This window comes from Pseudomonas sp. GW822-FHT07A10 (assembly GCF_058798795.1).
In genome coordinates this window covers 42586-55977 of the sequence record NZ_JBXAKV010000019.1, presented here as the reverse complement: position 1 = coordinate 55977, position 13392 = coordinate 42586, and the positions used below count along the sequence as shown (strand labels likewise).

Genomic DNA, 13392 nt, shown 5'->3' with positions numbered 1-13392 from the left:
TCTGAAAAAAAACTCAGGGTGGGCTGTAACACCTCGCCCTGTCGTTTCTCTAGAGCGGTAAGCAAGCACAAACGCTTGCCAACCCAAGCTCAATTTCGGAGAAACATCATGACTGCTACCACCCGCACCCTGTCCGCCACCGCCCTGGTTCTGGCCCTTGGTTCTGCCCTGAGCATCGCCGCGGTTTCCACTGCCCACGCCGCTGACGCCAACATGGAAAAATGCTTCGGCGTGGCCATGAAAGGTCATAACGATTGCGCCGCTGGTGCTGGCACCACTTGCGCCGGCACCGCCAAAATGGATCACCAGGCCAATGCCTGGAAACTCGTCCCGAAAGGCACCTGCATGACCACCGAGAGCAAGACCTCGCCAACCGGCTTCGGCCAGATGGAAGCCTACAAAGCCAAGTCGTAATCAGCCCCCCAGCCAGAGTGTCGACCATGAACCATTCATTCTCCGGGCTCCCGCCCCGCTCCGGGCTGGGGCTCAAGACCGAGCACTTTCGTGAAGTGCTCGGTGCACAACCGGACATCGGTTTCTTTGAAGTCCACGCCGAAAACTATATGGTGGCCGGCGGCCCGTTTCATCATTTCCTGGGGTTGATCCGTGAGCAGTATCCGCTGTCGCTGCATGGCGTTGGCCTGTCCATCGGTGCCGAAGGTCCGCTGGATGGTCAGCACCTGCAAAGGCTGGCCGCGCTGATCGAGCGCTATCAACCCCACTCCTTTTCCGAACACCTGGCCTGGTCCAGCCATGGCCCGGTGTTTCTCAATGACCTGCTGCCCCTGGCCTACGATGCGCCGACGCTGAACCGCGTCTGCGAGCACATCGATCAGGTGCAGAACACCCTCAAACGCCCGATGCTGCTGGAAAATCCGGCGACGTACCTGGCGTTCCAGAACTCGACAATCGATGAAGCCGACTTCATCGGTGAAGTCATTCACCGCACCGGCTGCGGCCTGCTGCTGGACGTCAACAACGTTTACGTTTCCTGCGTCAATCACCAAAGAGATCCGCTGGCCTACATCGACGCCCTGCCGCTGCACGCGGTGGGAGAGATTCATCTGGCGGGGTTTGCCGAAGACGCCGACAGCCTTGGCGAACGACTGCTGATCGACGATCACGGCACGCCCGTCGATAACGCGGTGTGGGCGCTGTACTCGCAGGTGCTGGAGCGGGTCGGCCCGATCGCCACGTTGATCGAACGCGACAACCGGTTACCGACCTTCAGTGTGTTGCACGCCGAAGCCCGGCATGCCGATGAGTTGTTGCACCGCGCCGGGAGCCGGCAATGAGCATTCAAGCCGCTTTTGCCTCCGCCCTGCTCGATCCGCAACGGCCCTGCCCCGAGGGCGTGTTCAGTGCCAACGGTGCCGATCCGGCCAGCCGTTTCGCGGTGTACCGCAACAATGTGCAGAGCTCGCTGATCAACGCCTTGGCCGTCAGCTATCCGGTGGTTATGCAGTTAGTCGGTGATGAATTTTTCCGGGCGATGGCAGGGTTGTATGTGCAGCGTTGCCCGCCGCAAAGCCCGCTCATCAACGACTACGGCAAGGACTTCGCCGAGTTCATCGACAGTTTTGAACCGGCAGCCAGCGTGCCTTATCTGGCCGATATGGCGCGGCTGGAGCGCTTGCGCGTTCAGGCTTATCACGCCGCTGATGCGCAGCCCTTGAGCCATGAGCAGATCGCCACCGTGCTGTCGGACCCACAGGCGCTGAGCGAGCTGACCGTAGGGCTTCACCCCTCCCTGAATCTGTTGGCTTCAGCTTTCGCCGTGGTCGCCATCTGGGCGGCGCATCAACAGGACTCGACGCTGGCCGGGATCGACCTCAGCCACGGGCAAAACGCGCTGGTGTTGCGCAACGGACTGGAGGTCGAGGTCTTCGCCATCGACCACGGCGCCAGCACCTTCATTCAGAACCTGCGACTCGGCCTGCCCCTGAGCCAGGCGTTGGAAACCGCGCCCGCCTTCGATCTCAGCCAAACCCTGGCGCTGCTGATCAGCCACAACGCCATCACCCATTTACACCACAAGGTATCGCCATGAACACGAACCCCATCAGCCGCGCCATCGCGCTGCTGGAAAAAATCCCCCACAGCTTGATCGCCTTCATCGCACGCTTTTCCATCGCCGCGGTGTTCTGGAAGTCCGGGCAGACCAAGGTGGAAGGCCTGGCCATCGATTTGATCGACGGCACCTTTGAGCTTGGCGTACCCAGACTGGCGGACTCGACCATCCCGTTGTTCCAGAGTGAATACCATGTGCCGTTGCTCTCCCCGGAACTGGCGGCGCACCTGGCGGCTTTCGCTGAGCATTTCTTTCCGGTGCTGATCCTGATCGGCTTCGCCACGCGCTTTTCAGCACTGGCGCTGTTGGGCATGACCTTGACCATTCAGCTGTTCGTGTACCCCGATGCCTATCCGACCCACGGCACCTGGGCGGCAGTATTGCTGTACTTGATGGCGACCGGACCGGGTAGGTTGTCGATCGATCACCTGATTGCCAGGCGTTGCGCCCGCTGATACCGACCTCAGAACTCCCATAAAGGTTGTGTGGTGAGACGTTATCGTTGAAGCCGATCCAACGCCTCACCACTGCGCTTGAACCAACCGATCAAATAGTCCGCCAGCACTTGGGTACGCTTCGGCAACCCGCCCTGATACGGATGCACCAGATACATCGGCATGCTGCGGGTCTGATAATCACGAAGGAGCCAGCGCAAACGCCCGTCGGCCAATTCCTCTTGCAACAGATAGGACGGCAAACGCGCAATGCCGGCCCCGGTCAGTGCAGCTTTCTTCAAGAGGTTGTAATGGTTGCTGGCGAACGGCCCCGACACTCGCACCCGCGTTAACTCGTGCTGTTGGTGATAGAGCCATTCTTCGCGACCGCTGTAATGGCTGTTGAGAAGACAGCGGTGTTCGGCCAAGGCCTGTGGCGTCAGCGGCTCACCGAATCGCTCGAGATACGCCGGGCTGGCGCAGGTCATCTCGTGCCAGGCCAGCAACGGTCGGGCCACCAGACGTTCGTCGTTGGCCACTTCTGAACGGATCGCCAGGTCGAAACCGTCCCGGGACAAGTCGCGGTAGTGGTTGTTGAGTTCCAGCTCGATCTGCACCTCGGGGTACTGCCGGGAAAATTCCAGCAGTGCGCCATCAAAGAACGTTTCCCCCAATGAAACCGGCACCGTCATCCGCACCGGGCCGGCCATGTCGTCTTTCAGCCGTGCCAATGCCTGACGCGCACGCTCCACCTGCACCACCAGCGCCTGGGCTTGCGGCAACAACGCCGCACCCGCCGCCGTCAGGCTCAAGCGCCGAGTGGTGCGTTGCAGCAACACCACGCCAAAGCGCGTTTCCAGCAGGCTGATGCGCTTGGAGAGTTGCCCCTTGCTGCAACCCAGTTGCTGGGCGGCCAGGGTGAAACTGCCCGCTTCGATCAACACCGCGAACGCTGCCAGATCGTCCATTTCGCTCATGGATTGTTTCCATTTGAAAACCAAAGGTTGCCCATTAGCACGCTTATTAATAAAAAAAACCACACTAGACTTAACTTTAAATCCAACCCACTTAAGGAACTGCACGATGAAAATTCTGTTGATTGGCGCCTCCGGCACCGTCGGTTCGGCCATTGACCATGAACTGTCCCAGCGCCACAAAATCATCCGTATCGGCCGTAAAAGCGGGGATTTCCAGGTCGACATCAGTGACAGCGACTCGATCCGCAAACTGTTCGAACAGACCGGCAACTTCGATGCGTTGATCTGCGCCGCCGGCAGCGTCAACTTCGTGCCGCTGGCCACCATGACCGCACAGGACTTCGAACTGGGCTTGCGAGACAAGCTGATGGGCCAGGTCAACCTGCTGCTGATCGGCCGGGAATTCGCCAATGACGGTGCGTCTTTCACCTTCACCACCGGCATCCTCAGCCACGATCCGATTCGTACCGGCAGCTCCGCGGCCCTGGTCAACGGTGCCCTCGACGCCTTCGTCCGTGCGGCGGCGATCGAACTGCCGCGAGGCCTGCGTATCAACTCGGTCAGCCCGAACGTACTGGTCGAAGCCATGGGCAGCTATGCGCCGTACTTCCGTGGTTTCAAACCGGTTCCCGCCGCCGACGTGGCATTGGCCTACGCCAAAAGTGTGGAAGGCCTGCAGACCGGTCAGACCTATCGCGTCGGTTGAACCAGACTTGCCCACAGGAAAGCGAGAACATTGCAGGGTTGTGATGAACGGTCAGGCTGAGTAACGTGGCGACACTTGTCTGGAGACTCAAAGATGCGTGTTGCCCGTTCCCTGGTACTTGTTGCCCTGCTTCCGTTGTTCGCCGCTTGCCAACTGCTCGATGGCCCACGGCAGAGCGCCTCCCATGTGGGCCAGACCCGCATGCAGGGCCAATTGACGGCGGCCGACGGCAAGCTGCTGTTCCAGCCGTGTAATGAACAGCGCAGTTTTGTGGTCAATGACACCGGGGGCACCAGCATCCTGCAAGAGGCTGCGACCCTGGCTGACGAACAGGGCAAGTTGTTTGCCGACGTGCGCGGCCGGATCGTTGCCAGTGGCGCCGACAGCCAGCTCGACCTCACACAGTTGTACCGCGTCGAGCGTTCGGGCACCGCCTGCGACGATCCCAATTTCAAACAGCTGATCCTGCGCGCCGCCGGCCATGGCCCGGAGTGGAACGTCAAGGTCAGCGGCAAGGGCATGGTCATCGACCGCGCTGGTCAGCCGCCCCTGGCCCTGCCGTACGTTGAAGAACAACTGGGCGATGGCCGCTTCAACCTCAGTACCGAAGCCAATAATCAGCGCATCGAGCTCTGGGTCGCGCCGCAACGTTGCGTCGACAGCAGCACCGGCAGCGTGCAGCACATGAGCGCCGAGTTGCGTATCGACGGCCAGGTGCAACGCGGCTGCGGGTATTTCGGCGGATCGCGTAACGACTGATCGTTTTAGCCTCACTGGAATCATCCTTTGAGGCTTATAATCGCGGGCTTCAAACGCCTTGGCGCAGTTGTGCGCCCCGCGAACCGGATCCCGCCATGTTACGAATCACCGAACTCAAGTTGCCGATCGACCATCCCGAAGAAGACCTGCGCCCTGCCATCGTGCAGCGCCTGGGCATCGCCAGTGATGACCTGCTCGACTTCACCTTGTTCAAGCGCAGCTACGATGCGCGCAAAAAGTCCTCCGAACTGTGTTTCATCTACACCATCGACCTCAACGTTCGCGATGAGGCGGCGGTGCTGCGCACGTTCGCCGATGACCGTAACGTCAACGTGGCGCCGGATGTCAGCTACAAAATGGTCGGCCAGGCGCCGGCCGACCTGAGCCAGCGTCCGATCGTGGTCGGCTTCGGCCCGTGCGGGATCTTCGCCGGCCTGGTGCTGGCGCAGATGGGCTTCAAGCCGATCATTCTCGAACGCGGCACCGAAGTGCGCCAGCGCACCAAGGACACCTGGGGCCTGTGGCGTAAAAGTGTGCTCAACCCCGAATCCAACGTGCAGTTCGGTGAAGGCGGCGCGGGAACGTTCTCCGACGGCAAACTCTACAGCCAGATCAAAGACCCGAAATTCCTCGGTCGCAAGGTTCTGCATGAGTTCGTCAAGGCTGGTGCGCCGGAAGAAATCCTCTACGTCAGCAAGCCGCACATCGGGACGTTCCGTCTGACCGGTGTGGTGGAAAACATGCGTGAGCAGATTCGCTCCCTGGGCGGCGAAGTGCGCTTCCAGCAGCGGGTGACCGATGTGCTGATCGACGACGGCCAACTGGTGGGCGTCGAACTCCATGGCGGCGAACAGATCCATTCGAAGCACGTGATCCTGGCCCTCGGCCACAGCGCCCGGGACACCTTCCGCATGCTGCACGGCCGTGGCGTGTACATGGAAGCCAAGCCGTTCTCGGTGGGTTTCCGCATCGAACACCCGCAGTCGCTGATCGACCGCGCGCGCCTTGGCAAATACGCCGGCCACCCGAAACTCGGCGCTGCCGACTACAAACTGGTGCACCACGCCAAAAACGGCCGATCGGTCTACAGCTTCTGCATGTGCCCGGGCGGCACCGTAGTGGCGGCGACCTCCGAGCCGAACCGCGTGGTCACCAACGGCATGAGCCAATACTCGCGTAACGAGCGCAACGCCAACTCCGGGATCGTCGTCGGCATCACCCCGGAAGTCGATTATCCGGGCGGCCCACTGGCCGGCATCGAGTTGCAGGAACGCCTGGAATCCCACGCCTTTGTGCTGGGCGGCAGCAACTACGAAGCACCGGCGCAACTGGTCGGCGACTTCATTGCCGGCAAGCCGTCCACCGAATTGGGCAGCGTCGAACCGTCCTACAAACCGGGCGTTGCCTTGGGTGATTTGGCCCTGGCCCTGCCGGCGTTCGCCATCGAAGCGATTCGCGAAGCCCTGCCAGCGTTCGAGAAGCAGATTCGTGGCTACTCGCTGCACGACGCCGTGTTGACCGGGATCGAGACGCGCACCTCTTCGCCGTTGCGCATTACCCGTAACGAGTCGATGCAGAGCCTTAACGTGAAGGGTTTGTTCCCGGCGGGTGAAGGCGCGGGTTATGCGGGCGGGATTCTGTCGGCGGGTGTAGACGGGATTCGGATTGCCGAAGCGGTTGCCCGGGATATCCTTGGCCTAGAAGCCTGACCCAGATGATCGTTCCCACGCTCGCGTGGGAACGATCATCTGGTCAGATATTGGCGCGCAACACGCTGGCCGGCAGCGGCTCTCCGCGCTCAACGCTGGCCGCCACGGCATCCATCAGACCACTCAACTCATACCCCTGGGCCTTGAGCCAGGCCTGATCGTAATAGGTGTCGGCATAGCGCTCGCCGCCATCGCACAGAATCGCCACGATCGACCCCGACTCCCCCGCCGTCGCCATCTGCTGGGCCGCCATCAAGGCGCCGATCAGGTTGGTCCCGCTCGAACCGCCAACCCGTCGCCCCAAACGTTGCGCCAGGTAATGCATGGCTGCCAGTGACAAGGCGTCTGGCACCTTGACCATTGCGTCGATGACTTTGGGCAAGAACGACGCTTCGACACGCGGCCGGCCAATGCCTTCAATCCGTGACCCGTGATCCAGGCGCAGACTGGCGTCTCCGGTCTTGTAGTAATCGAAAAACACCGAACGCTCGGCATCGGCGCACAACACACGAGTGCAATGCTGGCGATAGCGAACGTAACGGCCCAGCGTCGCGGTGGTGCCGCCGGTGCCAGGGCTGGAAATCAGCCAGCTCGGTTCCGGGTGCTGCTCGAAGCGCATCTGATGGAAGATCGATTCGGCGATGTTGTTGTTCGCTCGCCAGTCGGTGGCGCGTTCTGCGTAGGTGAACTGGTCGATGAAATGCCCGTCGTGTTCGTGAGCCAGGCGTTCGGACTCAGCGTAAATCTGCGTCGGATCATCCACCAGATGGCTCTTGCCACCGTAGAAAGCGATTTGCGCGATCTTTTCCTTGGACGTGCTCGCGGGCATCACCGCAATGAACGGCAACCCCAGCAAGCGGGCGAAGTACGCCTCGGAAATCGCCGTCGAACCGCTGGACGCTTCAATCACCGGCGCACCGGGCTTGAGCCAGCCGTTACACAGCGCATAGAGGAACAATGAGCGGGCCAACCGATGTTTCAGGCTGCCGGTGGGATGGCTCGACTCATCCTTGAAGTACAACTCGATGCCCGGCAATCCCGGCAGCGGCAAGGGGATCAGGTGGGTATCAGCGCTGCGCTGGAAGTCGGCTTCGATGATCCGGATGGCTTCGCGGGCCCACTGTCGGTTGTCGCTCATGATGGTTTTCTCGTTGAATCAGGCAAGAGTGGGCCTTGTCGCAAGGCTCAGTTCACAAGCTTAGGAAAAAACCTACATCACGCACAGATACAGCTGGGGTTCAATACGTCCGGCAACTGCTAGGCTCAGGCCTTTGCTGACCGGGTACGTTGTAACGACATATAACAAAAAAGAATATAACTTTTGTTTTAACAACCAACGGTACGGGTTAGGGTGTGCCACCTTATGAATTCATCGATGGAGAGCGACCTTGCCTCTGCGTAGCACGTTCACGCGTTTCTTTCAGTTGGAAGCTGCCAGCGGTCTGCTATTGATCGCCGCAGCTGTCCTGGCCCTGATCATCAACAATTCATCGCTGTCGTGGCTCTATAACGGCCTGCTGGACACCCCCGTGGTGGCTCAGATCGGCGCGCTGAAAATCGCCAAGCCATTGCTGCTGTGGATCAACGACGGCCTGATGGCCCTGTTCTTCCTGTTGATCGGCCTGGAAGTGAAGCGCGAAGTCCTCGACGGCCAACTGTCGAAACCGTCGCAGATCGTCCTGCCCGGCGCGGCCGCAATTGGCGGCATGGTGGTGCCGGCGCTGATCTACTGGTTCCTCAACCGCGATAACCCGTCCGCCCTGAGCGGCTGGGCCATCCCGACGGCTACCGACATTGCCTTCGCCCTTGGCGTGCTGGCCCTGCTGGGTAAACGCGTGCCAGTGTCGCTGAAACTGTTCCTGATGACCCTGGCGATCATCGATGACCTTGGCGCAATCATCATCATTGCGATCTTCTATTCCGGCGCTCTGTCGACCCTGTCCCTGGCGCTGGCCGCGGCCTGCATCGCGGCCTTGATCGGAATGAACCGACTTGGTGTGGTGAAACTCGGGCCGTACATGATCATCGGGCTGATCCTTTGGGTCTGCGTACTCAAGAGCGGCGTGCATGCGACGCTGGCGGGTGTGACCCTGGCCTTCTGCATTCCACTGCGCACGAAAAACGCCGAGCCTTCGCCGCTGCTGATCCTGGAGCATGCCCTGCATCCGTGGGTGGCCTACGGCATCCTGCCGCTGTTTGCCTTCGCCAACGCTGGCTTGTCCCTGAGCGGCGTGACCGTCGAAAGCTTCACCCATCACGTACCGATGGGCATCGCCGTCGGCCTGCTGCTGGGCAAGACGGTCGGTGTTTTCGGCCTGACCTGGCTGGCGGTAAAAATCGGCATCGCCGCCCTGCCCCAAGGCGCCAACTGGGGCCAGATCATGGGGGTGGCGATTCTCTGCGGCATCGGTTTCACCATGAGTTTGTTTGTCGGCTCCCTGGCCTTCGTGCCCGGCACCAGTGAATACGCCGGGATGGACCGCATGGGTATTCTGACCGGCTCGATCCTGGCGGCATTGATCGGTTATGCGGTGACGGCGGCGGCAAGTCGCAAGAGCGCTGCACTGCAATCCTGAGTGATAGAGAACACTCTTAGCGACATTGAGGACTCGTCCTACAGCCATGATTAGCCACGTTCGTTAACGTCGCGCAGCCCCCTCTTTGGGGGTTGCCGATGGACGAGCGAAAGGACAATCAGTGGCTGGCAACAAGGACATCCCACGGGTGCAAAACCCACCGTCAGGTGACGGGCATCACGTCACTCACCGATTCATGACGGCCACCGAATTGGCCGAGCGTGATGCCAGACAAAACGCCTACGACGCTATGCTCGCAAGGCAGCAAACCTTCGAAGACAGCCTTCAAGTCGCAGCGAGAAAGGACAACGTTGCCCGTGCGGGATGCGTGTTCGCCAAGTCCTGCAAACTGCCTGATGCAATCATCGACTACACGAACACCTCCGGCGTTGTTCCGACCGACAGCCTGAAAGACTACGGCGAACTGGTTCTGCTCGGCGCCCGCGAGGCTGATGAAACCGGTGTCGTGCCGCTGAAGAAAATCAGTGGCACCGCTATTCCTGCGGGTTTCGGCAGCTTCGCCCTGGGTGGCTCAGCGTTCGCCGCATTACCCGCCGTCGCAGCCAGCACCGCTGCGGCTACCTTGGCAGGCCTGGTGGCTCTGGTCATACCGTCAAGCCTTGGCGACAGCTCTCTCTACACCGAAGAACAACTGCGATCCCTCAAACAGGCCCGCACTCGCGTGCGTCTGCGGGTCGAGCAACAGGCTGATGGCAGTCTCAAGGGATACGGTTTTTACACTGGCAAAAACCGCGATTGGGAAATGGTCGATGTCGTGCAGTTCACCTTGCGCGGCAGTCAGCAGGTGGCTGATCTCGGGGACGGCATTGAGCTGATCTGGACGCCGGCCGAGAACGGTTCAAGCACCCTCGGCATCCCCGCTTTGGAAGCTGCGCCACAAGCGCCGCACATCTGGGTTTACCCGCCGACGAAGGCGGCTGACAGCATCATCGTGAATCCGGTTTATCCGCCGGAGTACAAGGATTTCATTCTTGTGTTTCCGGCGGATTCGGGGGTGTTGCCGGTTTATATTGTGGTGAGTGTTGCGGACCACAAATATCATCCGGCGCCAAACGGGCTTACCGCTTTTCCTGATGCCACACCGGCAAAACAGAAGACTCGGGTCAAAGGTAGAGGCACCCGAATGCGCTGGAGAACGGCTGAAGGGCGAATTCTAGAATGGGATTATCAGCATGGAGCAGTAGAAATGTATGACAAACGAGGTCGCCATCTGGGTGAGTTTGACGCTGAAACAGGTAATCAAAACAAGCCGGCGGATCCGAAAAGAAGGATAGAACCGTGAACCACGTAATTTATGCTTTTGATAAAGAAACAGAAGCGCTGGTATTCGAAGTGCCTGTCCCGGCAGACGGCATTGCACAGCTGAGGGCGATAATGAGTTGGACTGAGGCTGAAGAAGAAATCTATGGCTATGACCTTGATTCCCAGCAGATAACAAAACTGGAAACATTAGTCGGTCGATCATTTTACGATCCACAATACGATTTTCAGCTCGGTTGTTATGCAAGCAAGTAAATGCTCTGGTTCAACTCCACAGCCCAAAAGAAAACCCCGACCAGCTCACCTGATCGGGGTTTTCTTTTACCCTACATTCCCGCTTAGTGCGAAACGCGGCTGGTCCCACCCACAGTGGAAATCCGCACACGCTCACCCACACGGAACACTTCGTTTGGCTGAACTTCCTGCACGTAGGCGCGCATGCTGCCATCGTCTTCGCGTACGGTGATTTCGACGCCTTGAGTGCGAGTCAGGCCTTCTTCGGCAGCCGAGCCCACCAGGCCACCCGCTACCGCGCCGATAACCGCTGCAACGATGCTGCCGCGACCGCCGCCGACGGCGCTACCGCCTACGCCACCCACGACTGCGCCCGCAGCGCTGCCGATCGGGGTTTTGGTGCCTTCGATTTTCACCGGACGCAGGGATTCGATGGTGCCCATGCGAATCGTCTGCACGCGACGCGCTTCGTCACGGGAGTAGGAGTCACCGGTCAGGCTCGATTGGCAGCCAGTGAGCAACATCGCCATCGTGGAAAAGGAAGCAACCAGCAAAACAGACTTACGCATAGCATCAAACTCCATAGGACAGGTATCCATTAAAACCCGCAGCTTGACGCCTGTCACGGCATCGCCCGGATAAAATTGGTTTCATTCAGGCCTGGTACAGGCACTTCTCGAACTCACCACAGTAGCGTCAAATTACAAAATCTGCGCCGCTGACCCAAGGATTATCATGGATTACTTCATCATTGTCGTCACAACCGTCGCCGGTTTGTACTTCCATTGGTGGTTGTACGTGCGGATCAAACGCTGGGTGGACCGCGATCTGGCGTTGTCACTGGCGGGTAAAGACCAACAGAAAAGAGCCTTCATGCTCCAGCAACTGGCGAACGCTCAAGCGCAGAAGATCAAGCGCCGGGACCTGCCGCAGTGGCTTGAGGCCGCTGCGGCAGGGTATTCCGATCGATAGACCGTTTACGGGGCCAGGCGTTCGCGAACCCAATCGGCGCCCTGCAAGCGGTAGTTGAGGCGATCGTGCAGACGGCTCGGACGGCCCTGCCAGAATTCGATGCGCTCCGGTAGCAAGCGATAACCGCCCCAATGCTCGGGGCAATGAGGCTGAGTGTCGCTGAAACGCTGCTCGGTGTCCTTGAGCAGCGCTTCCAGTTCGGCGCGATCGGCGATCACCCGGCTCTGGGGCGACGCCCACGCACCGAGACGACTACCCAGAGGCCGAACCTGATAGTAGGCGTCGGACTCTTCCGGCGTGACCTTCACCACCCGCCCTTCGATGCGCACCTGGCGCTCCAGGGCAGGCCAGAAGAACGTCATGGCTGCAAATGGATTGGCTGCCAATTGCTGACCCTTGTCGCTCTCGTAGTTGGTGAAGAAGGTGAAGCCCTGCTCGTCCAGGCCCTTGAGCAGCAGAATGCGGCAATGCGGCCGACCGTCCTGATCGACGGTGGCCAACGTCATGGCATTCGCCTCCACCGGTACCTGCTCGGTTTTCACCGCATCGGCAAACCACTGATGGAACAGTGCGAACGGCTCGGCCGGGGCTTGCGCCTCGGTCAAGCCATCTCGGGTGTAATCGCGACGCATATCTGCCAAGGGCCGGGTCATGGCGCATTCCTTTTGGTTAACGGATCACTGCTTTGTGGCATCGGTGGCGGTGGCGCTCTTCGAATCGACAGCGGTTTTAGCCGGTGCGGCCTTTTTCGCGGGTGCCTTTTTGGCTGGAGCCTTGGCGGCCGCTTTCTTGGCCGGTGCCTTTTTCTTCGACGAGGCAGCCGTTTTTTTCGCAGCCGGTTCCGGGGTCACAGGCTTGGCCACTGGCTTGACGTCTTGCGCGACGACTTTGGTTACCGGTGCCGGAGCCGGCATATTGTACTTGCTTAGCAGCGCGGCCATGGTGTTTTGCGGCGTCAACAACAGCTCGACGCGACGGTTCAAGGCACGACCTTCGGCACTGTCGTTGGCGGCACGCGGTGCGTCACCGCCCATACCGCGCAACATCAGGCGATCACGCTGCAGACCGCTGAGACGGAAGATCGCTGCCACCGCCTGGGCGCGCTCCTGGCTCAGTTTCACGTTGGCCGGTGCGGCACCCGACGTATCACTGTGGCCGAGTACCAGCACGGCAGTCTTTGGATCGGCTTCGAGGATTTTCGCGACACGGGTGAACGGAGCGAGGGTCACCGGCAGCAGCATGGCCGGGCGGTCCGGGTTGAACGAGCCATCTACCGGAGCCGTGACGACCAGCACGTTTTCACGGCGTTCGAGTTGCAGGTTGCTGCCCTTGACCGCCTCGCGCAGGCGCGGCTCATAGTCGTCGAGCCAGGCTTGGGTGATTTTCGGATCGGGCATCGGCACGGCTGCTTTGGCAGTGCTGGTGCTCTGTTCCTTGCCGCCGAACGGCCACCACCATTTGCCACCGGCATCGGCTTCAGCCTTGGCGACGGGTACTGCGGCAGCAGGTTTCAGGGGCGCCGGAGCCGGGGCGGGTTCTTTAGTCGCGACCTTGTCGGAAGAACCGAACGGCCACCAACTGCTGCCACCTGCGGCATCATTTTGTGGGGTTTGTGCACAACCGGTGATAGCGAAGCACAGGGCCAGGGCGAGGGTTTTATTGGACGACATTGG

Annotated in this window: 16 protein-coding genes; 11 read left to right on the top strand and 5 right to left on the bottom strand. The window is 60.2% G+C overall.

Annotated features, from left to right (window positions below):
- The first annotated feature begins 108 nt into the window (after positions 1-108).
- Genes AC1RL4_RS25760 through AC1RL4_RS25745 form a run of 4 tightly spaced genes read left to right on the top strand, consistent with a single transcriptional unit; the run spans position 109 to position 2526 of the window.
- Positions 109-414, top strand: a complete 306-nt coding sequence (locus AC1RL4_RS25760; protein WP_019580935.1) for a BufA1 family periplasmic bufferin-type metallophore — start codon at positions 109-111, stop codon at positions 412-414.
- A gap of 26 nt (positions 415-440) precedes the next feature.
- Complete coding sequence (gene bufB / locus AC1RL4_RS25755; protein ID WP_204125340.1) at positions 441-1295, top strand: MNIO family bufferin maturase; 855 nt, start codon at positions 441-443, stop codon at positions 1293-1295.
- Positions 1292-2050 carry an HvfC/BufC N-terminal domain-containing protein gene (locus AC1RL4_RS25750; protein ID WP_230175519.1) on the top strand — a complete coding sequence of 253 codons (759 nt, stop codon included), beginning with the start codon at positions 1292-1294 and terminating at the stop codon, positions 2048-2050. Before bufB ends, AC1RL4_RS25750 begins: the two co-directional genes overlap by 4 nt.
- On the top strand, positions 2047-2526 hold the full coding sequence (locus tag AC1RL4_RS25745; protein WP_028939249.1) for a DoxX family protein: 480 nt from the start codon (positions 2047-2049) through the stop codon (positions 2524-2526). Before AC1RL4_RS25750 ends, AC1RL4_RS25745 begins: the two co-directional genes overlap by 4 nt.
- Positions 2527-2567: 41 nt before the next feature.
- Here the strand turns inward: AC1RL4_RS25745 and AC1RL4_RS25740 are convergent, their stop codons facing one another.
- The gene (locus tag AC1RL4_RS25740; RefSeq protein ID WP_019580939.1) at positions 2568-3482 is read right to left on the bottom strand and encodes a LysR family transcriptional regulator; all 915 of its coding nucleotides are present in this window, start codon (positions 3480-3482) and stop codon (positions 2568-2570) included.
- A gap of 106 nt (positions 3483-3588) precedes the next feature.
- On the opposite strand from AC1RL4_RS25740, the gene AC1RL4_RS25735 reads away from it, so the two are divergent.
- The 3 genes from AC1RL4_RS25735 (at position 3589) to AC1RL4_RS25725 (ending at position 6656) form a co-directional block, all read left to right on the top strand.
- Complete coding sequence (locus AC1RL4_RS25735) at positions 3589-4188, top strand: short chain dehydrogenase (RefSeq protein ID WP_019580940.1); 600 nt, start codon at positions 3589-3591, stop codon at positions 4186-4188.
- A 93-nt stretch (positions 4189-4281) separates the two neighbouring features.
- Positions 4282-4947 (top strand): COG3650 family protein, encoded by a 666-nt coding sequence (locus AC1RL4_RS25730; protein ID WP_230175520.1) that lies wholly within the window; start codon positions 4282-4284, stop codon positions 4945-4947.
- A gap of 95 nt (positions 4948-5042) precedes the next feature.
- The gene (locus AC1RL4_RS25725) at positions 5043-6656 is read left to right on the top strand and encodes an NAD(P)/FAD-dependent oxidoreductase (protein WP_019580942.1); all 1614 of its coding nucleotides are present in this window, start codon (positions 5043-5045) and stop codon (positions 6654-6656) included.
- A 43-nt stretch (positions 6657-6699) separates the two neighbouring features.
- Here the strand turns inward: AC1RL4_RS25725 and AC1RL4_RS25720 are convergent, their stop codons facing one another.
- Positions 6700-7797: a PLP-dependent cysteine synthase family protein gene (locus AC1RL4_RS25720; protein ID WP_173861174.1), complete on the bottom strand. Its 1098-nt coding sequence runs from the start codon at positions 7795-7797 to the stop codon at positions 6700-6702.
- A gap of 247 nt (positions 7798-8044) precedes the next feature.
- Between AC1RL4_RS25720 and nhaA the strand changes: the two genes are divergently transcribed.
- The 3 genes from nhaA (at position 8045) to AC1RL4_RS25705 (ending at position 10768) form a co-directional block, all read left to right on the top strand.
- Positions 8045-9232: a Na+/H+ antiporter NhaA gene (gene nhaA / locus AC1RL4_RS25715; protein WP_230175521.1), complete on the top strand. Its 1188-nt coding sequence runs from the start codon at positions 8045-8047 to the stop codon at positions 9230-9232.
- A 121-nt stretch (positions 9233-9353) separates the two neighbouring features.
- On the top strand, positions 9354-10535 hold the full coding sequence (locus tag AC1RL4_RS25710) for an S-type pyocin domain-containing protein (RefSeq protein WP_028939247.1): 1182 nt from the start codon (positions 9354-9356) through the stop codon (positions 10533-10535).
- Complete coding sequence (locus AC1RL4_RS25705; protein WP_018926910.1) at positions 10532-10768, top strand: DUF7683 domain-containing protein; 237 nt, start codon at positions 10532-10534, stop codon at positions 10766-10768. The genes AC1RL4_RS25710 and AC1RL4_RS25705 overlap by 4 nt, the downstream gene beginning before the upstream one ends.
- Before the next feature lie 83 nt (positions 10769-10851).
- Here the strand turns inward: AC1RL4_RS25705 and AC1RL4_RS25700 are convergent, their stop codons facing one another.
- Entirely contained in the window at positions 10852-11316 is a 465-nt protein-coding gene (locus tag AC1RL4_RS25700) for an outer membrane lipoprotein (protein WP_019580945.1), read from the bottom strand.
- Positions 11317-11482: 166 nt separating this feature from the next.
- On the opposite strand from AC1RL4_RS25700, the gene AC1RL4_RS25695 reads away from it, so the two are divergent.
- A complete protein-coding gene (locus AC1RL4_RS25695) occupies positions 11483-11719 on the top strand; it encodes a hypothetical protein (RefSeq protein WP_230175522.1) in 237 nt (78 codons plus the stop codon).
- A 5-nt stretch (positions 11720-11724) separates the two neighbouring features.
- On the opposite strand, the gene pdxH is transcribed toward AC1RL4_RS25695, so the two are convergent.
- Positions 11725-12372, bottom strand: a complete 648-nt coding sequence (gene pdxH / locus AC1RL4_RS25690; RefSeq protein ID WP_007935906.1) for a pyridoxamine 5'-phosphate oxidase — start codon at positions 12370-12372, stop codon at positions 11725-11727.
- 24 nt (positions 12373-12396) lie between these two features.
- Positions 12397-13389 (bottom strand): OmpA family protein, encoded by a 993-nt coding sequence (locus AC1RL4_RS25685; RefSeq protein ID WP_019580948.1) that lies wholly within the window; start codon positions 13387-13389, stop codon positions 12397-12399.
- Positions 13390-13392 lie beyond the last annotated feature (3 nt).